This is a genomic window from Paenibacillus albidus, from assembly GCF_014644435.1.
Classification (GTDB): domain Bacteria; phylum Bacillota; class Bacilli; order Paenibacillales; family Paenibacillaceae; genus Paenibacillus_AQ; species Paenibacillus_AQ albidus.
Window position 1 is genome coordinate 220,247 of record NZ_BMKR01000005.1, and the last position, 21,814, is coordinate 242,060.

Genomic DNA, 21,814 nt, shown 5'->3' on the forward strand with positions numbered 1-21,814 from the left:
GGGGAATATCATGTTTGTACAGGTCGGAACAATGGAGAGGCTTGCGCCGGGAGCAACGGCAGGACAGTTGTTCTTTTATTTCATCATGTATTCCTTTTTGGGCTGGGTGCTGGAAGGGAGCTACAATCTGTACAGCAAAGGCAGCTTTCGCAAAGAAGGCTTCCTGAAAGGTCCCTTCAAGCCGATGTATGGCTGTGCACCGCTGCTGATGCTGCTGGCCGGTGAGCTTGCTCCGCCATGGTGGTTGTTTCTGCTGCTGGGACTGCTTGTTCCAACGGGCGTGGAATTCGCCAGCGGCTGGCTGCTGCAAAGGCTGTTTCATAAGCAGTGGTGGGATTATTCCGGCCTGCGCTGTCAATGGCAAGGTCATATTTGCTTACGGTTCTCCCTGTATTGGTGGATTCTGATTATGGCTTGTGTATTTACCATCCAGCCGTTGATGGTATTGTTATACCGGCAGATTCAATTCCTGTGGGGCTACATGCTGCCCGGGGCGGCTGTTCTGTTCGCTGCAGATTTGCTGTGGACCTGCCGGACAAGGTTGCGCGGCCGGGAAGAGAAGGATTTGGAGCTTGGCCAGGGAAAATTATGAATTATAGCTGGAAACACTCAGACCAACGGGTCCCAAGTTAGTGGGAGACGTTGGTTTTTTTGCTTGTCACAGAACAGAGGGGCTGTATTTTTCTGGAATATACGCTACAATAAACAGTCGACAGGGATTTAAACGAATAGGCTTGGAATATAATTCAACATAGTAGAAGGATTTCAAGAAGGAAGGGAATGGGAAACATGCCAATGTCGGACTATTACCGGAATCTGCGAGAACATGTGGGCTCCGGTTTATTAATGATGCCATCCGTCGCTGCTGTGATCCGAAATGCGGAGGATGAGATCCTGCTGATCCGCAAACCGGAGGAAAGTTTTTGGGGGCTGCCCGCAGGAGCCATTGAACCGGGGGAGCCCCCGGCCCGTGCTTTGCGCAGAGAGGTATATGAAGAGACGGGACTGATGGTGAATCCGGACAGGATTATAGGAGTATACGGGGGCGAGAAGTTCAAGTATACCTACGCCAACGGCGATGAAGTGGAATACCTGGCGATTGTGTTCGAATGCTCTATGATTAACCGCAGTCTCAAGGGCCTGGATGGCGAGGCTGAAGAGGTAAAGTTTTTCAAAGAGGAGGACTTCCCGCAGCTGGGGATTCCCTTCCCTCCTGAGATTTTCAAAAAAGACTCCGCCAGCGCACAAGCCTTATTTGACGGCAGAACAACGGATGAATGGAATAAGAAGCTATAAATAAATTACAGCCGGGTGGAAAATATGGCACAAATCCATGAAGAAATCATCATCAACGCACCCGTCGCCTTATGTTTCGATACAGCCCGGACGATGGAGCTACATCCCCGGACGGTATGGCCGCATACCAGGGAAAGACTGGTCGCGGGACGGGTCCGATAGGAGAGATTATGAGAACTTATTTATATATGATTAGACATGCCGTTTCGCCTTTTGTAGTGGGGAATGAGAGGGAACGGGGGTTGTCCGAGCAGGGCAAAGCGGATGCTGTCCGAATTAATGAAATTCTGGCGGTGGAAGGGATTGGCTATCTGGTATCCAGTCCCTACAAAAGAGCGATAGACACCCTGCAGATTATGGCTGATACTGGAAGGCTCGAGATAAAGCTGTATGAGGAATTGCGTGAAAGGGCGATTGCCAGCACGGAGCGGGAAATCGACGATCAAGTGATCATGGAAGGGATCCGGCAATCGTTTGCCGACAAGGATTATACAATGCCCGGCGGTGAAAGCACACGGGATGCGCAGAAGCGAGCCATCCCTGTCATAGAGCAGCTAATCCAGCAGCATGCAGGCAGCAAAATTGCACTGGGCACACATGGGAACATCATGACCATTATTATGAATTATTTCGACGATAAATATGGTTATGAGTTCTTCACACAAATCTCCAAACCGGATATCTACAAGCTGGAATTTGAAGGAATGAAGCTGATTCTGGCAGAGCGGCTTTGGAGCAAAGGGAATGACTGACTTGAAGGCGAAGCTGGTTTATCTTGGTGCGGTCCTCGCAGCAATTGTGCTCGGTCTCTTAACGAGGAACTTTGCAGAGCATCTGCCCCGCTTCGTCTCCTTGCATTTTGGAGATGCGCTGTGGGCCGTCATGATTTATTGTGGATTCCGGCTTCTGTGGACACGGCAAGCATGGCCTGTGGCAGTGATACTGAGTTTGCTCTTCTGCTTCGGTATTGAATGCAGCCAGTTGTATCAGGCCGAATGGATTAATGCATGGCGAGCCACTGTTCTTGGAGGTTTAATATTGGGCAAAGGTTTCTTGTGGCTGGACCTGGTCAGATATACTGCGGGAATAGGGGCTGCCTCACTTCTGGACTGGTGTGGGGTCCGGATCATAAAACCGCGCCAGTGACACCGCCACAGCGTTAAATACACTCATGGAGTTGAATTCAGAATATGACGAACAGTCTGATCATTGTGTGCATTCTTACCATGATTATCCATACGGCGGAGACGTTATCCTACTCGGTGCGGCTGGCGGGTGTGAGACTGAACAAAATTGCCATAGCCTTGTCCCTGACAGGCATCATTGTGCTGATTTCCCGCACAGCCAACCTGGTTCAAGCCCCTCTGACCGCCAAGTTTGTGGATTATGCCAAGGATCATGACAGCTTTCCGCTGCTGAATTATTTAAAGATAATCATGCTGGCCTCTTCTCTCGGCACTTTGATCGCCATCGCCATATTCCCTACTTTTGTTGGTTTATTCGAACGTGTAATATCCAGGCTGGAGATTGAAGGATCCATTCCGAAGCTATTGACCAGCGTGACTATCGGGCAGTTGAAGAACACCAGAAAATACATACGAAAGCCCAAGCTATCGCTTTATTATTTCCGGTACCTGGGCATTCCCAAACGTTTTATTGTCATGAATATATTTGTCACTGCTTTCTACACAGTGGGTGTACTTTCTTCACTGTATGCTGCACATCTGGTGCCAGAGTTCAGCACCACAGCTTCCCAGGCATCGGGTCTGATCAATGGGATGGCGACCATTCTGCTGACGGTATTTATTGATCCGCAGCTCGGCATTATTACACATAAAGCCACTGAAAACAGGGAGTACCGGAGCCAGCTGGGCAAAATATACGTGGTGCTTATGGGCTCTAGATTTCTGGGCACCTTGCTGGGCCAACTGATGCTGGTACCGGCAGCGGGTTTCATTAGCATGCTTGTGAAGCTCCTGTAGACTGCTTAATTTATTTGGGGAGTTTGCTCTTTGCTGTACCCAGCGACACAGCAATTCGCTTCTCCCAATCGTAAATTTTCTGCTGCAGGTTATGGATGAGGCCCATTTGGCTAAAGGATAATTTCAGCTGTGCCGCTGCACTTACCGCATCCCCCTGTTTAACACCGGCTTTGTACCCTTTGTCCGCTTCCGAGCGGATTTTTTGTGCTGTACTCAGCTCCTTGCCGCTTTCCTTGATCTGTTTTTTTAGTGCCGGAATTCCGGTGAGCGCATTTTTGGCCGGCTGGATTTTGCCGGCGGTCAGCTTGCGGGCTGCAGCGAGGGCCTCTGCGGCTTTCTTTACCTCGGCCCTTGCTGCTGCGGCGGCAGTCTTCAGCTTGTTGCGCTTCAAGTCAAGCATAGTGGCGCGTTTGATATCCTTCGCTTTCCTGGCTGCCGTTGCCTGCTGTCCGAGCGCCGTGTACTGCTCCAGCAGCGGGGCGTGTTTCTTGCGGATGGTGTCGGCAGCTGTCTTTAGCCGGGTTAAAAGAGCCTGGTCTACCGCCTGCAGCTGTGCTTTGATTGCTTTCAACTCGGCGTTGTTCTGCTTGCGAAGGGTTTGGATCTTCAGTGTATCCTCTTTGAGGGTATCCTGCAGCGTGGAATAGCTGCCGTAAAGATTATGAATGGTATCCAGAGCAGCATCCCAATCTGCGGCTGCGGCAGCGCCGGACTGCAGGGGAATGCCGATGAAGAAAGACAACAGAATCATTACGGATATTACCTTCCAATTATTCTTTCTTCCATGTTTGTTCTTCCGGTCTGCGTTTCTGTGTACGAGATTTGACATTGTCCTCAGCTCCTATGGAAAATAGTGTATGAGCGCAAAAAAAAGCACCCCCAGGATCGGCAGAGATCTGCCGTTCCTGCGAGGTGCTTCGCCCGCACGCATTGTGTAATTATTCTTTTACTATAGCTTGTAATTAATGGATAGTCAATCGGAAATAGAACGGATGTTTGCTTATTGTGTGAATAGGCATGTCCTTATAGGCAGAAATCTAGTAGAATACAGGTAAGGTTTACATTTAAATCCCAGACGGGGATCTCTATAAGTTTCATAGATTGCCACTGATTAATTTACGGCAGCTAGACAATGTGGTCAATGCCAGGGGTTTACGAGGAGATGAAGGACATGCAGCTTAGACGCGTTAAAATTCTGGGTACCGGCAAATATTTGCCTGGCCTTATTGTAACAGATGAAGATTTGGATCGGAGAATGGGAGTCCCGGACGGCTGGGTAAGCAAAGCAACTGGCGTCGGACATCGGCATTATGTAAGTGAGGGGGAGACCGCCTCCAGTATGGGCGCCAGGGCCGCCGAGGCTGCTCTGGCCGATGCCGGTTTGAGCTTCGCCGACATCGGTTGCCTGGTCTGCACAAGCGGTACGAAGGAGCAGCCGCTCCCGAGCACCGCTGTTTTTATTCAGCAGGCTATGGGACAGGCGGAATCCGGGGTGCCCGCCTTTGATATCGATTCCACCTGCCTGAGTTTTCTGGCAGGGCTGGACGTAATGTCATATATGGTTGCGGCTGGACGCTACAAGCATGTCTTGCTGGTTGCTACTGAGATCGCTTCGGCCGGTCTGAACTGGGAAGACAAAGAGAGTGCAGCGTTGTTCGGTGACGGAGCCGCAGCGGTTATTATAGGACCCTCGCCAGCCGGAGATTCCGCGCAGATTGTACATACGGCGCTGAAGACCTACAGCAAGGGGGCACGTTACTCGGAAATCGCCGGAGGCGGCACGAGGCAACATGCGCAGCATTACACTAATGAGAATAAGCGGCCTTATTTGTTTCATATGGACGGACAGGGCATCTTCCGTATGGCCTCCAAGCTGCTTCCCGGTTTTATTCAGGAATTGTTTGAGGAGTCCGGAACGTCAATGGAGGATTTCCGGCTTGTAATCCCGCATCAAGGCAGTGCCATGGCCATGCGGCTGCTTCGCAAGAAGCTGGGGATCACCAAGGAGCAGTTCCTGAACATCACTCCCAATCATGGCAATACCATTGCAGCCTCCATTCCGATGGGACTGCATGAAGCCATTCACCAGGGGAGGATCAAGCGCGGTGAGCGTCTGCTGCTGATTGGCACCGCCGCCGGGTTGTCTTTGGGAGGCATGATTATTGACTATTAGCAGCCAGCACAAGCAAGTCTCAACCGGGTACAAGATTCTGATTACCGGCGGCCGGGCTCCGGTGGCTTTGGAGCTCGCAAGGCTGCTTAAGCAGTCAGGCCATCGGGTATTCGTGGCAGAGAGTGCGGCTTACCATCTTTGCCGGGTATCTGCGGCTGTGGAGCAATCTTTTCAGGTGCCGCCGCCCCGGCAGCAGCCAGAGGCGTACCTTCAGGAGCTTGAGCGGTTGATCCTCCAGTTTCAAATGGACATCTTGATACCGACATGCGAAGAGATTTTTTATATTGCCCGGGGACTGGAGCGGCTGGGCAGCCATTGCCGGGTGCTCTGCAGCGAGAGGGCGATGCTGCGCAGGCTGCATCATAAAGGGGATTTTATCGCATGGGCCAAAGAGCTTGGTTTGGCCGTCCCCGAAACCGTACTGGTAACAGAGCGTGAGGAATGGCGCCGCCTTTTGGAAGACGATGTACGTATTAAAAGGACGGTGGTCCTGAAACCGGCGTATTCCCGGTTTGCGGCCCAAGCCATCGTGCCGCGCAAGACGGGGAGAGTGCAACACACCAATCCTGTGCAAGTTCAAGATCGGTACAGGAAAGTATATCCTGAAGTATCCTCTGCCTCTCCCTGGGTCGCCCAGCAGTATATTCAGGGAACGGCAATATGCACTTATTCCGTGGTGCATGAAGGCACTGTGGTCGCACATGCCGCTTATGGAAGTGTGTACCGCACAGGAAATGTGGGTGCAAGCGTCCATTTCGAGTCTCTGGAGCACCCGCGGGTGCTGGAGTGGGTTCGCAGATTTGCAGGAGGCATAGGGTTCAGTGGTCAGATCGGTTTTGATTTCATTGAAGACAGGCAGGGAATGTTGTATCCGATCGAATGCAATCCCCGGGCCACAAGCGGCATACATTTATTCGCTCCGGCTGATGGATTGGAACGGGCCTTGCTTGATCCAGAGCAGCTGGTCCGCAGCGGCGGGGTGATCAGGCCGCAATCAGGCCGGAAGGTGATGCTGACCCTTCCGATGCTGGCCTGCGGATTGCGGCGCAACCGGAACCTTGGTGCCTGGAAGGCCTGGGGGAAGGCGCTGCGGGAAGCGGAGGATGCCGTCTGCCGTAAGGAGGACAGGCGGCCTTTTGCTGAACAGCTGCGCGTAGTCTATGCGGCCTTCCGCACCTCCAGGCAGAAAAAGATATCGATAACGGAAGCTTTGACTGATGACATAGAATGGAACGGTGAATCATGACAAAAGCATTGGTAACGGGAGCCACGGGTTTTCTGGGCCGCCATACGGTGCGGCGCTTGACAGAGCTGGGCTGGCAGGTCAGCGGGCTTGGGCGCAATTCGGGGATCGGAGCCCAAATCGAGAAGGAAGGCGCTGTTTTTCTCGGGGAAGACCTCCGGAAAGGAGACGCTGTCGCCAAGGCCTGTGAGGGACAGGATTACGTATTTCATTGTGGAGCCTTATCTGCTCCATGGGGCAGATACCGGGAATTTTATGGCTGCAACGTGGAAGGCACCCGCAACGTTGTGGATGGCTGCATCCGGCATGGGGTGAAGCGGCTCATCCATATTTCCACACCCAGTCTGTATTTTAATTTCAAACCCCGAGTGGGGATCAAGGAAAATGATCCGCTGCCGCATAAATATGCCAATGCTTATGCGGCTACCAAACGTGTGGCAGAGCAGGTGGTGATGCAGGCGGGAGCGGAAGGGCTGGAGACGGTCATTCTGCGCCCGCGGGCTATCTTTGGACCTATGGACAATGCCTTGTTTCCGCGGATTCTGCTGGCCAATAATGGCAGAGGGGTGCCGCTGATGAACGGTGGCGATGCATTGATCGATCTGACGTATGTAGGCAATGTAGTGGATGCGATGCTGCTAAGCCATAACGCTCCTGCTTCCGCCGTTGGCAGAATCTATAATATCTCCAACGGAACACCGGTTGTGTTCAGGGAGCTGATTACTGAGCTGTTCGCTTTGCTGAAGCTTCCGCTGCATGCCCGTAGAATTTCCTACCGTGCTGCTTACGGGGCGGCCGCCGTGCTGGAAGGGGTGCACCGGATAATCCCCGGGCTCGGCGAACCGCTGCTCACCAGGTATTCAGCAGGCACCCTGGCCTTGTCCCAGACGCTAGATATTACGCTGGCACAGGAGATGCTGGGCTATAAGCCCCGAACCAGCATTGAAGAAGGGCTCAGGCACTTTGCGGATTGGTGGAGGGAACAGCGATGATAAGTGCCCGCCCCGTTTCGTTGTCGATCTTGTCAGCCGGTTACTGTGTGCACCCGGAATTTCTAACCCTCCGGGGCGGCGCGCTGCGACCGGTTAAGTTTCCCGCCGGGTATGCGGTGATCCGGCACCCGGATTTGGGACCCATTTTGTTCGATACGGGTTACAGTGTCCGCTTTTTTCAGGAAACGGCAAGCCTGCCCGATTCCTTATACAGGCATATCACACCCGTAGTGTTTGAAGAACGGGACAGTGCCCTGCACAGACTGCGGGAAGCGGGATTTGACCCAGCGGATATCCGATACGTGGTGCTGTCCCATTTTCATGCCGATCATATTGGCGGGGTACGCGATTTTCCTCAGGCTAAATTCATTTACCTGCAGAAATCGTATGATGCTGTCCGCAGTCTGGGACGGATCAAGGCTCTGCGGGCAGGGTTTCTGCCGGGCTTGCTGCCCGAGGACTTTCTGGCCCGCTCCTTGCCGGTAACGCCTGAGTCGGCGCAGCGCGAGTTTCAACACAGCCTGCCGTTTGAAAAGGCCTTTGATTTGCTTGGAGACGGCAGTCTGCTGGCAGTAGAGATGTCCGGACATGCTGCCGGAATGATGGGCCTGTTCGTATCTACTGCAGAACATGACTATCTGCTGTGCGCCGACACGGTCTGGTCCAGCCGGGCCTTCCGCGAGAACCGCAGGCCACATCCGGTAGCGGGCCTGATCATGGACAGCCGCGCTGATTATGAAATGAATTTCCAGAGGCTGCGCCAGATACATATGCAGTACCCGGAGCTGAGAATTGTGCCGAGTCATTGCCGTGAGGCCCTGGCAGCATGGGGAACGGGGGGGATCCGGTGAGGAGTGTACTGCTGATTGTTTATCACTATTTCCAGGCCAGACGCAAGAACAGATGGAAGAACGAAACCGAACTTGCCGCGTGGCAGGAGCGGCGTATCCGGCGGCATGTGGAGAAGATCCGCAGGAGCTCCGCGTTTTACCGGGAGCTGTGGTCGGGGATTTCTGCAAGCGAGTGGCGGCGTTTCCCTATAATCGAAAAAGCGGTGATGATGGATAACTTCACGGCACTTAATACGGTAGGGATTACCAAAACCCAGGCGTTTGCCACTGCTTATGAGGCCGAGTCCAGCCGTCACTTCAAACCAACGATAAACGGAATAACCGTGGGTTTGTCTTCAGGGACATCCGGCAACCGCGGTATCTTTCTCGTGAGCGAAGCAGAGCAGGCGGCCTGGACCGGAGCCGTGCTTGGCAAACTTCTGCCCGGGGGACTTTGGAAACGCGCCAGGATCGCCTTTTTTCTAAGGGCGAACAGCAATCTGTACGAATCGGTCAGCCGGGGACGTCTGGAATTTCGATTTTTTGACCTGCTGGAACCGATCCCGCAGCTGATTGAACGAATGGAAGCTTTTGGTCCTGACATTTGGATAGCCCCGCCTTCAATGCTGCGGCTGCTCGCGGATGAACGGCAGGCAGGGCGTTTGGGTCTGGTTCCAAGGACGGTTATCTCGGTCGCTGAAGTGCTTGATCCGCTGGACCGGACCGTAATTGAAGAGACATTTGGCCAACAGGTTCAGCAGGCGTATCAATGTACGGAAGGTTTTCTGGGGGCTACCTGTGAACATGGCACCTTGCACCTGAACGAAGATATTGTTCACATCGAAAAGGAATATCTGGACAAAAACTCCCGGAGGTTTGTGCCGATCGTGACGGACTTTTCCAGAACTGCACAGCCGATTATCCGCTACCGTCTGAATGACATTCTGACAGAGGCCGTGGAGCCTTGCGTCTGCGGCTCGCCTTTTACATCCATCGAACGTATTGAAGGGCGCTGTGACGATATCCTGTATCTTCCACATTACGTAAATGGTGAGCTGATTACCCTCTTTCCGGATTTTGTAACAAGGGCAGTGATAAAGGCTTCCCCGGATATCGAGCATTATCGTGTGATCCAGCATAGTCCGCTTGATATGGAGATCTCATTCTGCAGCCGCCCGGGCGGCAGGAGCAGGAAAGAAACAGGGAGATTAATTGGCGCAGAGCTGTTACAGCTCTGTTCGCGGCTCGGCTGCATTTCTCCACAGCTCACATTCACAGACTATGAATTCACTCCCGGTCCGCAGAAGCTGCGGCGGGTGGAAAGGCGCTGGGTTCTTTGAGTTATACCTTTAAACGCTATGACCGGCATAATATTGGGGAACTGGATTGGCCGGATACGGAATATGGCTGTTATGCGAAACGATATTTTTTACCTTTTATGGAGCAGACAGCAGAACATTTTATAGGGAATGTGCGTACAAGAATAGAGGTAGTTACGATTGATGGGCTGCCGGTTCCGATAACAATCAATGAGGAAGAGTATGGGAACAGTTATGTAAGCTCACCGTACACTCATTATGTCAGCTATGCCAGGGAAGAACTGGCGCTCCTGAATAACAAGCTCCTGGAGGGGATTCTCGGCATTACGCTTAGCGGGGTTGGAATCCTTCTGCGGCGGGCCCGTTTCAACCGGGTCGTGCAGATTAATAATTGGCTGTTGTCCACGAACCTGTATCCCGGGATAGATGGGGAAGAGCTGACGGCGTTGCTGGATTATCTTGCGCGGCAATTTCCCGGTTATGCACTGATGTACCGCTCACTATGTGAAGAGACGGGCCGGGGATGGCTGGAGAAGCTGCAGCAATATGGCTGCAAGCTTGTACCCAGCCGGCAAATCTATCTATTGCGGCACCCTGTCGGTTCCAAAGCCAGATGGCTTTTGAAACGCGACCGGGCTCTGATTGCAAAACATGGCTATCAGGTCGTGCCGCCACATGAATTCGCCGATGCTGATATTCCGCGAATCGTGGAATTGTACAGACTCCTGTATATTGAGAAATATTCCACTCACAATCCACAATTCACGGAAGCTTATATCCGTCTGGCGCTGGAGAGCGGAACGCTTTGTTTATATGGATTGCGAAAGGAAGGCAGGCTTGACGGTGTGCTCGGCTATTATAGCCGTGAGGGCGCAATGACTGCTCCGCTGTTCGGGTATGATACGGCCCTTCCGCAAACCACGGGCTTGTACCGTATGTTGTCGGCTGTGCTGATCGGTCTTGCCGAAGAGCATGGAGCTTTGCTTCATGAAAGCTCGGGAGTAGGCCAATTCAAGAGGAACCGGGGCGCTGCCGCTGCCATTGAAGTGTCAGCGGTATATGACCGGCATCTTCCCTGGCTCACCCGTATCTGCTGGACTGTGCTGGACAAGCTGCTGAACCGTGTCGGTGTTCCGCTCATGCAGAAATTGAAATTATAAGCGCCGCTGAGCGTTTAAGCTTGATATACAGATGCAAGGAGGAACAAGCATGAAAGCCAATACCAGTCGCGCAGAGGGGGCAGTGGCTTTGATTACCGGCACATCCAGCGGCTTTGGACTGCTCACGGCGGTTACTTTAGCTGCGAAGGGCTACACAGTCATTGCTACCATGCGCGATTTGAACCGCAAAGAGGGGCTGGAGAGACAGGCGGCACAGGCCGGGGTTCTCCAGGGGATACATATGGTGGGCATGGATGTGACGGATGAGGATTCGATTAGTGCAGCCGTAACGGACATAAACAGGAATTTTGGCCGTATTGACCTCCTGATTAACAACGCGGGACTTGCGGTGGGCGGTTTTGTGGAGGAGGTCAGCATGGAGGATTGGCGGCTGCAGATGGAGACCAATTTCTTTGGACTGGTGGCGGTTACCCGGGCAGTCCTGCCTGTAATGCGCCGGCAGGGACACGGCACTATCGTCAACATTGGCAGCGTCAGCGGATTGGCGGGTTTCCCGGGGTACGCCCCATACGCCGCCTCCAAATTTGCCGTTGAAGGCTTCAGTGAAAGCCTGCGCCATGAAATGCGGCCTTTTGGAATTCACGTAGTTCTGCTTGAACCCGGCTCCTACCGTACCCCTATTTGGAACAAAGGGATCGGGCATATCCGCCGGACAGCCGGTTCCCCGTATGAAAACATGCTGGATTCGGTACTCAACTACTCGCGGAAATCTGCCGAGACGGCACCCGATCCGCAGGAAGTGGCTGATCTGATTGGCTATATAACCACGCTGAAGGCACCGCGGCTGCGTTACCCCATCGGCAAAGGCGCCCGCCTGTTGATTGTCGGCAAAACCCTGCTGCCCTGGAAATGGCTGGAGCGGATTATTGCCAGAGGGCTGGGCCAGAGAAACGGCTAATCCGGTGAACTGGATATTTTAGGTATATATGAAGCTGCGAATCTCATAAAATATAATGTCTTTATATAAGTTGATTTATTTTAATGTAAATGAGGGGTGTACCGATGCCAGAACCCTTGGGACTTCATATATGTTTCGATGAACTTAGCCGCGAGATTGAGATTTTGGATGTCACGCTGGTGGAAAAGGACAATTACAGAATTGAAGAAACGCCGATTTTTAATCCGGCTGTTGCGATGGGCGATATTATCCGATTAAAAGAAGAGAGCGGCATTTACTACTACCAGGAGACGGTGCAGAAATCCGGACTTAAGCGGTATGCCTGGCTTTTGAGCGAGGAAGCTGTACACTCTGCCGAGCTGCGGATGCTCAAGCAAAAAATAACAGAGAGCCAGGGAAAGTGGGAACAGATATTTGGCGGATTGCTGGTCATACATGTGCCGCAGTCATGCGCTATAGATGTGGATGTTGAGATGAGCGCCATTACCCGGCGCTTCGGGATCTGATTCCGGCTGTAACCCTAGGAAGAGGTGAATAATCATGTACAAAATATTAAAACAATACGTGCCAAGTATTCTTATTGCAGTCGTCATCTCTTTATTTGTCCGTGTGTATGTTGCAGAGGCGATGAAAGTGCCGACAGGTTCGATGATACCTACTATTCAGGTCAATGACCATCTAATTGTGGAAAAAATGCTGTGGCTGACCACTCTGGAGCATGGTGATATAGTGGTCTTTACACCTCCGGTAGCGGGGGAAGAAGAGAACAGATATGTAAAACGCTTAATAGGACTTCCTGGGGATACCGTCGAGATTAAGGAGAGTTCGCTCTACCGCAATGGAGTCAAGGTGGAGGAACCCTACCTGAAGGAGACCATGAACTATGCTTTTGGACCGGTTACGGTTCCCGCAGATCATTACTTCTTTCTTGGCGACAACCGGAATATCAGTTACGACGCCCATTTATGGGATGAACCTTTTGTTTCGAAAGATGAGTTGATCGGCAAAGTGATAGCCGAGATTCCGACACATGTATTGTATTGAATGAGGTGATCTACATGTTAGACCCGTTTACCAAAAAAAGAATCGGTAAAATAATGGATGAATATATAAACACCAAAAATTCCAGCTTCTTTAATCATCACACCAAACTGAGCTATACAATCAATGAGAATATGGTCACTCTGGTTGAAGACCGGCCTGTATTCCTGTATGGGCAATGGACAACATTGGGCGTAGCCCAGTTCCGTATGAACGACAACCGCTGGGCCATTTATTGGAGAGACCGGAAGAATGACTGGCATTTTGTTGACAAATTGCAGCCGGATGAGGATTTTGAGAAGCTGCTGGAAATTGTAGAACAGGACCGGAACGGGCTCTTTGGCACCTGAACTCCTGAATATTTGGCGATTTGTGTCACAGTAATGTAGATTTACAAGGTGGAGTAGTTATAAAGTAATTGAAAGAATGGGTCTTGAGGAGGTGAGAAGTGAGACTTAATCCTCTATTTTCAAAGGTGTGGGGAGTCGAAAGTAGGGGATTCTCTGGAACTAGCCACCAGTTTGTTTGAGACTTTAACCATATTGTCACTTTGGATACTTATAGACTATGATCAAATCAACGCTTAAGGAAAATATTCCTAATACATATGAAGGGGTGCTGATTCTTGAAAGTTCATGTCACGGATCTCAAACACGGCGATTGTCTTATGACAGACACTTTCAATAGTGTGGGCCTGCACGTGCTTCCCAAAAAAACGGTTGTCCAAAGTGAAGAAATCACGATTCTCATCAGACATAAAATTGATTATGTGGATATCGAACCGCGTACGGCAGCGCCAGAAGAAAACATTTCCGGTCTCGGCCAGGATTTAAAAGGAAATTTTGACACAGCTATTCAAAACTATGAAGGCCTTTTTCTGGAAGCATTGGCCAAAGGAAGCTTCACGCAAACCATGGTGGACAGTACTCTGCAGCCGGTTCTGGAAACGCTGGATGAGCGCAAGGATGTTGTATCCCTTCTGCTCTTGCTTGAACGAGATGACATCGATACATATAACCATTCCCTGCAAGTCGGATTGTTGTCTTATTATATAGCCTCATGGCTCGGTCATACCAAAGCTGAACGGTATGAGATCAGCCGGGCGGGTTATTTGCACGATATTGGGAAAAGCCAGATTTCCCCGTCCATTCTTGGCAAGCAAAGCCCCCTTACCGCAGAGGAAGAGGAAGAAATGAAACGCCATACCCTGTACGGATACGATATTATCCGCAAGTCTATGGCAGATGAGACGACGGCACTGGTGGCCTTGCAGCATCATGAATTCGAGGATGGCTCAGGTTACCCCAAGATGATCCGCAAGAACGAGATTCACCCCTATACTCAAATCGTTTCGGTAGCGAATGTATATATGGGAATGACAACGGCAAGAGGGAATCGTCCCAAGCAGGGACTGGTCACCGTACTGCGCCAGGTGCACGAGATGGGATTCGGCAAGCTGAACGGCAATGCGGTACAAGCCTTGACCAGTCATCTGCTGCCCAACTTTGTCGGGAAAAGCGTACAGCTCAGCAATGGTGAGACGGGAATCATCGTGATGAATAACCCGGCGGATATGTTCAAACCGCTCGTGAAGGTGAATGATACCTTCAGAGATCTGTCCAAGGAACGCAATTTATCCGTTGAGGAAATACTGGTCTAGTGTTTAGACCTCAAAAAGGCTATCTCCAGGTCATTGACCGGAGATAGCCTTTTTGAGCTCTGCCTGGATGGGCCGGCATAAGTCCTTTGGTTAAGCCGAGTCGGCCTCCAGCATTTGCGGGGACAGCAATGATTTATGCTGCCATTTGCGCCCTTTCCAGCGAAAATAGTGGAATACACCGCGCACCCATTCATCGAAGGCATGAGCGATCCATACCCCCAGAACACCATAACCCAGATGAATCCCGAGCACGTAGGCTAACGGCACCTTAATTCCCCACATGGAAATCACCGCCATCATCAGCGGGAATTGAACGTCACCGGCGGCCCGCAGCGAATTAATGACGACATGATTGAATACCCGTCCGGGCTCCAGGAAAAGGCAGAGCAGAAGAATGGAAGCTCCAATGGCAATGACACTCGGATCGTCTGTGAAAAAGTCAAAGATTTGCTTGCGGAACGGGATGCCGGCGATAAGTGTGGCTATGGTAATGAGCATGGCCCATTTCAGGCTTGTTAACAGCTGGCGGTAGGCTTTTTCTTTTTGTCCCGAGCCGATTAGCCGTGCTACGATAATCTCGGTTCCCTCCCCGATAGCCATGCCGAACAGCATAAAGAAATAAATAATAGTATTGCTGTAGACATGTGCAGTTACCGCAGTCAGACCCATGAAGCTGACAAAGCGGGTAACCACCATGTTGCTGAAATGATAGGACAACCATTCGAGGCCGGAGGGAATTCCGATCTTCAGAATAGCCATCAGCTCCTGCCACTTCATCCGGAAGTAATAAGCTAATCGGATAGGCAGCTCCACCCGTTTGTAGAGCAGGCAAAAAATCCATACACAGGCGATTACACGGCTGATCACAGTGGACAATGCGGCTCCCATGATCCCAAGCTGCGGCAGTCCAAACCACCCATAAATCAGCAGTGCATTGCCGATAAGGTGGATAATGTTCATACCAATGCCTACCACCATCGTATCCCGGGTGAAGCCATGTGAGCGGATGACAGGTCCAGCCGTCAGCATCAAGGCTTCGAGGAATAGAGAACCTCCGACCAGCATCATATAAAGGGCCGCATCCTGATGGACGGTTTGAGGCACTTTATAGAAGGAGAGAAGTCCATCTCTGCTGACAATGAACATTAGGCTGATCACAAGTCCGAACAATAGATTGAAGGTTAACGCCGAGGCAGCTGTCTGACTGACGGCTTGCAGACGCCCCGCACCGAGCAGCTTGGAGATAACAACGCCTACACCCAGTCCGAGCAAATTGAACAGGATAATCGAAAATTCAATAAGTTGACGGGAAATGCCGACCGCCGAGACGACCTCGTCGGATATATGGCTGAGCATAAACGTATCCACAGTTCCCATCATGATATGGAACAGCATTTCTACAAAAATCGGCCAGGTGATGGCAAACACCGTCAGGGTCTTTAGTGTCTTGGATGGGATTTGGGGCCACGGGGAATATCCTCCTTGAGCAGGGCAGATTTCAGTGCTGGTGAAACGTCGGTTCTGCTTTAGCCCTGTTGAATTACCGACAGATACACCTCGCCTATTGTACTGCTTTTGGATGGAATTGTCTTGGCCAATTCAGCGGGATCCTCCGGGGAAGTAGCATTATTTTGATAACAGGTAGTCTAGGCAGTGTATTCAAACCCCCGGAATGGGAGGAATGAGAGGATGCAAAGCAGGGGGAATAGGGAAGCCTTCCTCCGGTTTCTCTCCCTTACTTCCCTCTGTTCTCCTTTGGTTCGGGTTTGAATACACGCCCTAGAATCAGGCATATTTGAATTCCGGGAGCCGGTTAGGCTATGATTAATGATAGAGAGTTTGTGAAGAGGAGAATGACAATGAATACCCTAAATCAGATTGAACAGTTTAAAAAGATCAAATATGAGCTTACCCGCTTTATGTTAATCTACAAATTTGCCTTGGATGAGATCGAAACCAAGATTGAAATCCTGAAGCAGGAGTTTCAGTCACTCCATGATTACAGTCCAATTGAGCATACCAAATCGCGGATTAAATCCCCGGAGAGCATTATGAACAAGATGCTTCGTAAAAATAAGGAGTTTTCCTTGACCGCCGTCAAAAACAGCATTAAGGATATCGCAGGTCTTCGCATTACCTGTTCTTTTATTTCTGATATCTATCATGTCAGTGAAATGCTCCAGAAGCAGGACGACCTGAAAATTCTCGATATTAAGGATTATATCAAAAACCCCAAGCCCAACGGCTATCAAAGCCTGCATCTGCTAGTTGAGGTTCCCGTGTTTATGTCGGATTGCCAGGAGCAAGTATGTGTGGAGGTTCAGATTCGGACGATTGCCATGGACTTCTGGGCCAGCCTGGAGCATAAAATCTTCTATAAATACGATCAGGCGGTTCCCGAACATCTGACCCGTGAACTCAAGCATGCGGCGGATTCCGCCAACGCGCTTGATCTGCAAATGGAGCGCCTGCACCGTGAGATCAAGGAAATCAAGGATGCACAGGGCGAAGATTCGGATGAAGAGCTCCGCCGGATCATTATTAACAATCAGCAATTTACACTTCCGGCGAACTTTATCAAGCTGCTCGGGGAATAGCTAAGGTTACTCCACCCATAAAGCAGCCCAAATGAAAACCACATACAGCAAAACAGCGGTTGCAAGCGCGCCAAGCGGAATGAGCCATAGCAGAGGTGTGCGGAAAGGGCGAAGCCGGCTGCGCAGTTTCTCGGGCATGGGCAGTAAGCCTACTCTTGCTTTGTCCAAAATACGATCGACGGTTTCTTCATCCGTATTCAGAAAATCAGCCCAAAGCTGTTCATGTTTTGTTTTTGCTTGGTCAAGGTTGGAACTGTCTTTTAATAGAGTCATAAGACCCTCCGTGGATGTGGGAGTACAATCCGCACGGGATTGTCTTTTATACCATAATATTACACTTCATTGAAGGTTTTGGACAAGTGTAATACTACCTTATGGTTTAACTTTGGTGGAAAAGGATGTGTTCTGGCGCGCCATTATCTGCAGTCCATGATCGGGAAATGGCCCATTACAGTGCGACCAAAACCATGCTGCTGTCAGTCTCCCGGGTGACCGTCAATACGGTGCTTCCCGGCTCCACGCTGACAGAAGGAGTGGAAACGATGCTCCAGACCCTGTATCCAGATGAGCAGTTCAGCATTGAAGAAGCCGAAAAGCGGTTTATGAAGGAGAATCGGCCAACTTCCATCATTGAAAGGCTGATCCGGCCCGAGGAGATAGCGGAATTTGTTGCGTTCCTCAGCAGCCCCTTGTCCGCGGAGATCAATGGTGCGGCAATGCGCGCGGATGGCGGGCTTGTCCGAAGTGTTTTCTAAAAGTTACTTCTCACAGGCGATCCCGTCTTTATCGCGGTCGCTTTTTTTATTGTTTAGGAAATGATGCAATGACCAGTGGATATCTTGGAACCTTCAGATGATATAGCGGTGCAGGGGGATTGGGCTCCATCCGCGGAGTGAAGCGGACAGAGAAGACCCTATTTTGCGAAAAAGTCTGCTTTCCTGGGGGATTCGGACTCAGGAGCCGTTATATCGTTCGATTGAGCCTAGAATGAAGGGAGATAGGACAATTAGCGGAATCTCTGTCCGTTTATCCAACTGAATAGACGAATCCTCGCCAATAGAGGAATCTCTGTCCGTTTGTCCTGCTGAATAGACGAATCCTCTCCAATAGATTTCCTGTCCACATCAGCCGCGGATAGATCGTGAAGGCCAAATGACGATAATCTTGCCTATTGTACAACAATCCGGGCCTCGTAAGCCGAGTTGTTATTCACCCGTAGGGTGATTTTGTTCTTGGCATCGTATAGTTCCTCGGACACATAAGGTTTGTTTTTGGTTTTGCCGCGCCAAGACTGATGACTTTTTTCACAATGATTGTCCCCTATCTACTTATTTTATGGTAAAATGCTGAGGATTTCTTCTCTTTAGTATCACAAACGTACAGGGTGAGGTGTGCAGAGATGGTCAATCATATGACATCAATCGGGTTCGACGTAGAGCAGGAATCTGATTGGAACAAGCTGGCGGAGTTTGCCCTAAAGCAGGGCAAACGAATTCTGACCGGCAAAGGAATCTATGTCCATCTGGAAGCAAACGAAGGGATTGAGCTGTGGCTGCAGCTCAATCCAAAACATGAAATAATCGGCATGAACCCGCACTATACAGGGCAATCTGACCGTTGTCTCGGTATTACTGCCGAAGTGGTCCGGAAGACGGATGCGGTTTTGGATGGAGCCTTTCACGGATGGGCTGATCCTGAGCCGGGAGGGAAAAGTGGCATTTATCCTTTGGTCTTTGATATTCCGGACCGTGCGTTATATGGAATCCTTGAGCTGCCGCAGATTCTCCGTGTACAGCTGACCGCATTTTCCCATGAACTATACGTGTACAGGGATGAAGAGCAGTTCATGAATTCCCAGGAGACGGAGATCAAGCTGGCTCCGGAATCCTTTATTCCTTCAGGCCTGTTCGGTGAGACAGATGATCCGGGAGCAACCGCCTTTTTTACCGGACAAGTGCTGCAGACACGGGAGATTGTCAACGAATATACCGGCTTTTCTTTTTCATGGGCCTTGGTGAATACACTGGGCGGAGAGATCGATGTGGTGACGGATACAAGATTGCTTGCGGAGCCTTTAACCGCCGGAAGCATCCTCTCCGGCTCTTTTTGGATCAGCGGCAAATTTCTGGAGGGACCGCAGCTGAAGCGGAAGTCGTTCGCCGCCAGAATGTTTGGCATGCGCTGAGCTGTTTATTTTGTCGAATATACCCGAAATATAATATATAATGAAAAATACGAAACGCTGCTTTTTCAGTACACAAGGGGGTTTATTTGTTGTTGTCCACGAGAAGCGGGAAACCCCGAGAGAAAAACAAGATAAGTCTCACCTCGCTGCTTACCGGCCTCGTGACTCTGGCGGTTCTGCTAACTTCAACCATTCTTCTTATAGCTTCCTATGAATCGAAGAAACAATCATTAATCGAAACCACGATGCATCTGAATTACTCCAAGGCGGCTAGAATAAGCCATACTATGGATTCGTTGTTTCAATCCATGCAGAGCAGCCTGGAGTATAATGCCGGCATGCTGGCCAATTCCGATACCATGATGCCTGAGGAAGTGGATCGATATCTCGAAGTCCTGCGCAACAGCAGCAATTATTTTAATTCCATCTCATTGGTGAATGCAGACGGAGTGGTTCAAAATGTGGCCCCGTCTACTCTCAAAACCGCAGGCAAAAAGCTGACCTCAAAGGCCGGGCTGGAGGCGCTTGCGTTGAAAGCCCCTTTTATTTCAGCCCCGTATATGACATCGACCACCAAGAGGCTGATTGTATTTATGAGCGAGCCGCTTATCAGCCGTGATGGCCTCTACCTGGGTATTCTCGCCGGAACCTTGTACCTTCAGGAGAATAATGTGATGAATTTGATGTTTGGCAACGGCGGGATCGATGAAATGGGGTCCTATTATTATATTGTGGATTCCGACGGGCACCTGCTGTTTCACCCGGATATTACCCGCATAGGAGAGGATGTCAGCAGCAGCCAGGTCGTGCAGAAACTGATGGACAGGCAAAGCGGAGAGCAGCAAACCCTTAGCAGCCGGGGGGCAGAAATGCTCGCAGGGTATTCCAGTGTGCCGGCCAACGGATGGGGAGTGGTGGTTGTCTCACCGGCGGATGTGATGCACAAACAGCTAGTGAGCCACCTCAGGACCATTATCTGGTATACGCTGCTGCCGTTTATGGCTCTGCTGCTCGGCGTAATTCTCCTGGCACGCAGACTGGCCGAACCGTTTGTGTCTCTGGCGGATCTGGTAAACAAGGTCGGCAAGGAAAAGGTTAAGTTGCCGAGTGCTAAGCCGCATTGGAACAGGGAAGCCGATTTGTTGACCAATGCCGTTTATCTTGCCGTGTCCAATATCCAGAAGAAGACGGACCTATTGACTCAGGAGGCAGCTACCGATCCCCTGACAGGACTGCTTAACCGCAGGACGCTGGAGCTTACCCTGAAGGAGTGGATCGTACAGGAGCATCCTTTTTCTCTTATTGTAATCGATGTCGATAAATTCAAATTTGTGAATGATACATACGGCCATTTGACTGGCGATCAGGTGCTGAGGCATGTTGCCCGAATGATCAGCAGTTCCATGCGGCCTGATGATGTATGCTGCCGTTATGGAGGCGAGGAATTTGTCATCCTGTTGTCACGGACCAAACCTGAGGATGCTTTTATCGTGGCCGAGAGAGTCCGTACCGCAGTGGAGAACAGCAATGTCCCCATACCGACCCGTGTTACGGTTTCTCAGGGGATTGCCCATTACCCAACCCATGCCGGGTCCCGGGAGGAGCTGTTGGAAAAAGCGGATCAGGCGCTGTATCTGGCCAAGAGCTCGGGAAGAAACAGGACCGTCGTTGCAGAAGAATAGATCCCGGAAGTCAGTGTTATAGGGGTTACTCTGCACCCGGGCATAGGCGAATGCATATCTTATCCTCAGGAAGCTTACAAAAGCTATGAGAAGGGCAGGAATGCATAATGACGTCTTATATGGATTACACCTCACCCGATACGCAGTTTACTTACGATGTGAACCGGAATACTCTCTTTAAAAAAGATGCCTGCAACTACATCAACATGTTATCCGTCAAACAGCTGAATACGCTCGATAATGTATCACTGCTTGATATCTTTCTGAGCAAATCTAACGTAGTGGAGCCCCATTACCACCAAAACGCAGCAGAGCTGGTCTACTGTATCTGCGGCTCTGCGGTGGTCTCTCTGATCAATCCGTTTACGAATGAATTGCTGCATTTCCCGATACAACCCGGGCAGGTTGCAAATGTACCCCAGGGCTGGTGGCATTATGAAGTGGCAACAGCAGACAACACCCATCTGCTGGCTGTCTTTAACGCACCGGTTCCGAATGTGATCCTAGGTTCCGACATCCTGTGCAAGACACCTGCGAACGTACTTGCCCATACTTACTGCCTTAACGAAGCTTCGCTGAAAGAGGCGCTGGCACCGGTGAAACCCGGCACTTTTATTGGTCCGCCTGCGGATTGCTGCAAGGAAGGTCCAGTACAGGCCGAAAATGCGGCTTATACAGCTCATGCGATGAATCAGGCCCATGCGATGAACTCAGCCAATGCGCCCAGTGCCAATG

At 50.8% G+C, this 21,814-nt stretch carries 24 protein-coding genes and 2 pseudogenes; 22 read left to right on the top strand and 4 right to left on the bottom strand.

What is annotated here, in order from left to right; all coding sequences use genetic code 11:
* The first annotated feature begins 10 nt into the window (after nt 1–10).
* From IEY53_RS07565 to IEY53_RS07590, 6 genes are all read left to right on the top strand, one after another.
* Nucleotides 11–592, top strand: a complete 582-nt coding sequence (locus IEY53_RS07565) for a putative ABC transporter permease (protein WP_229696037.1) — start codon at nt 11–13, stop codon at nt 590–592.
* Nucleotides 593–789: 197 nt separating this feature from the next.
* On the top strand, nt 790–1,296 hold the full coding sequence (locus IEY53_RS07570; protein ID WP_189023764.1) for an NUDIX domain-containing protein: 507 nt from the start codon (nt 790–792) through the stop codon (nt 1,294–1,296).
* 24 nt (nt 1,297–1,320) lie between these two features.
* Nucleotides 1,321–1,458 (top strand): hypothetical protein, encoded by a 138-nt coding sequence (locus IEY53_RS07575; protein ID WP_189023546.1) that lies wholly within the window; start codon nt 1,321–1,323, stop codon nt 1,456–1,458.
* A gap of 8 nt (nt 1,459–1,466) precedes the next feature.
* Entirely contained in the window at nt 1,467–2,048 is a 582-nt protein-coding gene (locus IEY53_RS07580) for a histidine phosphatase family protein (protein ID WP_189023548.1), read from the top strand.
* A complete protein-coding gene (locus tag IEY53_RS07585) occupies nt 2,041–2,442 on the top strand; it encodes a ribosomal maturation YjgA family protein (RefSeq protein ID WP_189023550.1) in 402 nt (133 codons plus the stop codon). Before IEY53_RS07580 ends, IEY53_RS07585 begins: the two co-directional genes overlap by 8 nt.
* A gap of 44 nt (nt 2,443–2,486) precedes the next feature.
* Nucleotides 2,487–3,278 carry a lipid II flippase Amj family protein gene (locus IEY53_RS07590; RefSeq protein ID WP_189023552.1) on the top strand — a complete coding sequence of 264 codons (792 nt, stop codon included), beginning with the start codon at nt 2,487–2,489 and terminating at the stop codon, nt 3,276–3,278.
* Nucleotides 3,279–3,288: 10 nt separating this feature from the next.
* On the opposite strand, the gene IEY53_RS07595 is transcribed toward IEY53_RS07590, so the two are convergent.
* Complete coding sequence (locus tag IEY53_RS07595) at nt 3,289–4,107, bottom strand: hypothetical protein (protein ID WP_189023554.1); 819 nt, start codon at nt 4,105–4,107, stop codon at nt 3,289–3,291.
* Nucleotides 4,108–4,449: 342 nt separating this feature from the next.
* Here IEY53_RS07595 and IEY53_RS07600 point away from each other — a divergent pair, with 342 nt between their 5' ends.
* The 11 genes from IEY53_RS07600 to IEY53_RS07650 all read left to right on the top strand — a co-directional run bounded on the left by IEY53_RS07600 (nt 4,450) and on the right by IEY53_RS07650 (nt 14,615).
* Entirely contained in the window at nt 4,450–5,451 is a 1,002-nt protein-coding gene (locus IEY53_RS07600) for a beta-ketoacyl-ACP synthase III (RefSeq protein WP_189023556.1), read from the top strand.
* Complete coding sequence (locus tag IEY53_RS07605; RefSeq protein WP_189023558.1) at nt 5,441–6,697, top strand: ATP-grasp domain-containing protein; 1,257 nt, start codon at nt 5,441–5,443, stop codon at nt 6,695–6,697. The genes IEY53_RS07600 and IEY53_RS07605 overlap by 11 nt, the downstream gene beginning before the upstream one ends.
* Entirely contained in the window at nt 6,694–7,686 is a 993-nt protein-coding gene (locus tag IEY53_RS07610) for an NAD-dependent epimerase/dehydratase family protein (RefSeq protein ID WP_189023560.1), read from the top strand. The genes IEY53_RS07605 and IEY53_RS07610 overlap by 4 nt, the downstream gene beginning before the upstream one ends.
* Nucleotides 7,683–8,537, top strand: a complete 855-nt coding sequence (locus tag IEY53_RS07615) for an MBL fold metallo-hydrolase (RefSeq protein WP_189023562.1) — start codon at nt 7,683–7,685, stop codon at nt 8,535–8,537. Before IEY53_RS07610 ends, IEY53_RS07615 begins: the two co-directional genes overlap by 4 nt.
* Nucleotides 8,534–9,856, top strand: coding sequence for a F390 synthetase-related protein (locus IEY53_RS07620; protein ID WP_229696038.1), 1,323 nt, complete (start codon nt 8,534–8,536; stop codon nt 9,854–9,856). Before IEY53_RS07615 ends, IEY53_RS07620 begins: the two co-directional genes overlap by 4 nt.
* Nucleotides 9,853–10,995 (top strand): GNAT family N-acetyltransferase, encoded by a 1,143-nt coding sequence (locus tag IEY53_RS07625; RefSeq protein WP_189023566.1) that lies wholly within the window; start codon nt 9,853–9,855, stop codon nt 10,993–10,995. Before IEY53_RS07620 ends, IEY53_RS07625 begins: the two co-directional genes overlap by 4 nt.
* A gap of 49 nt (nt 10,996–11,044) precedes the next feature.
* On the top strand, nt 11,045–11,914 hold the full coding sequence (locus IEY53_RS07630) for an SDR family oxidoreductase (protein WP_229696039.1): 870 nt from the start codon (nt 11,045–11,047) through the stop codon (nt 11,912–11,914).
* 104 nt (nt 11,915–12,018) lie between these two features.
* Nucleotides 12,019–12,420, top strand: a complete 402-nt coding sequence (locus tag IEY53_RS07635) for a DUF4265 domain-containing protein (protein ID WP_189023570.1) — start codon at nt 12,019–12,021, stop codon at nt 12,418–12,420.
* A 34-nt stretch (nt 12,421–12,454) separates the two neighbouring features.
* Complete coding sequence (gene lepB, locus IEY53_RS07640) at nt 12,455–12,958, top strand: signal peptidase I (RefSeq protein ID WP_189023571.1); 504 nt, start codon at nt 12,455–12,457, stop codon at nt 12,956–12,958.
* Between the two features lie 14 nt (nt 12,959–12,972).
* On the top strand, nt 12,973–13,305 hold the full coding sequence (locus tag IEY53_RS07645; protein ID WP_189023573.1) for a DUF3024 domain-containing protein: 333 nt from the start codon (nt 12,973–12,975) through the stop codon (nt 13,303–13,305).
* A gap of 275 nt (nt 13,306–13,580) precedes the next feature.
* Nucleotides 13,581–14,615: an HD-GYP domain-containing protein gene (locus IEY53_RS07650; RefSeq protein ID WP_189023575.1), complete on the top strand. Its 1,035-nt coding sequence runs from the start codon at nt 13,581–13,583 to the stop codon at nt 14,613–14,615.
* A 90-nt stretch (nt 14,616–14,705) separates the two neighbouring features.
* Here IEY53_RS07650 and IEY53_RS07655 read toward each other — a convergent pair whose 3' ends face one another.
* The gene (locus IEY53_RS07655; RefSeq protein ID WP_229696040.1) at nt 14,706–16,043 is read right to left on the bottom strand and encodes an MATE family efflux transporter; all 1,338 of its coding nucleotides are present in this window, start codon (nt 16,041–16,043) and stop codon (nt 14,706–14,708) included.
* A gap of 431 nt (nt 16,044–16,474) precedes the next feature.
* On the opposite strand from IEY53_RS07655, the gene IEY53_RS07660 reads away from it, so the two are divergent.
* Nucleotides 16,475–17,212, top strand: a complete 738-nt coding sequence (locus IEY53_RS07660) for a GTP pyrophosphokinase (RefSeq protein ID WP_189023577.1) — start codon at nt 16,475–16,477, stop codon at nt 17,210–17,212.
* Nucleotides 17,213–17,218: 6 nt separating this feature from the next.
* Here the strand turns inward: IEY53_RS07660 and IEY53_RS07665 are convergent, their stop codons facing one another.
* The gene (locus IEY53_RS07665; protein WP_189023579.1) at nt 17,219–17,485 is read right to left on the bottom strand and encodes a hypothetical protein; all 267 of its coding nucleotides are present in this window, start codon (nt 17,483–17,485) and stop codon (nt 17,219–17,221) included.
* Nucleotides 17,486–17,646: 161 nt separating this feature from the next.
* Between IEY53_RS07665 and IEY53_RS07670 the strand changes: the two are divergent.
* A pseudogene (locus tag IEY53_RS07670) lies at nt 17,647–17,967 on the top strand (SDR family oxidoreductase); the annotation flags it as partial.
* Between the two features lie 3 nt (nt 17,968–17,970).
* On the opposite strand, the gene IEY53_RS36025 reads toward IEY53_RS07670, so the two are convergent.
* Complete coding sequence (locus IEY53_RS36025) at nt 17,971–18,036, bottom strand: excalibur calcium-binding domain-containing protein (protein ID WP_373293822.1); 66 nt, start codon at nt 18,034–18,036, stop codon at nt 17,971–17,973.
* A gap of 587 nt (nt 18,037–18,623) precedes the next feature.
* Here IEY53_RS36025 and IEY53_RS07680 point away from each other — a divergent pair.
* From IEY53_RS07680 to IEY53_RS07690, 3 genes and pseudogenes are all read left to right on the top strand, one after another.
* On the top strand, nt 18,624–19,397 hold the full coding sequence (locus tag IEY53_RS07680) for a hypothetical protein (protein WP_189023581.1): 774 nt from the start codon (nt 18,624–18,626) through the stop codon (nt 19,395–19,397).
* Nucleotides 19,398–19,486: 89 nt separating this feature from the next.
* Nucleotides 19,487–21,079, top strand: coding sequence for a sensor domain-containing diguanylate cyclase (locus tag IEY53_RS07685; protein ID WP_189023583.1), 1,593 nt, complete (start codon nt 19,487–19,489; stop codon nt 21,077–21,079).
* Nucleotides 21,080–21,186: 107 nt separating this feature from the next.
* A pseudogene (locus tag IEY53_RS07690) lies at nt 21,187–21,774 on the top strand (cupin domain-containing protein); the annotation flags it as partial.
* Nucleotides 21,775–21,814 lie beyond the last annotated feature (40 nt).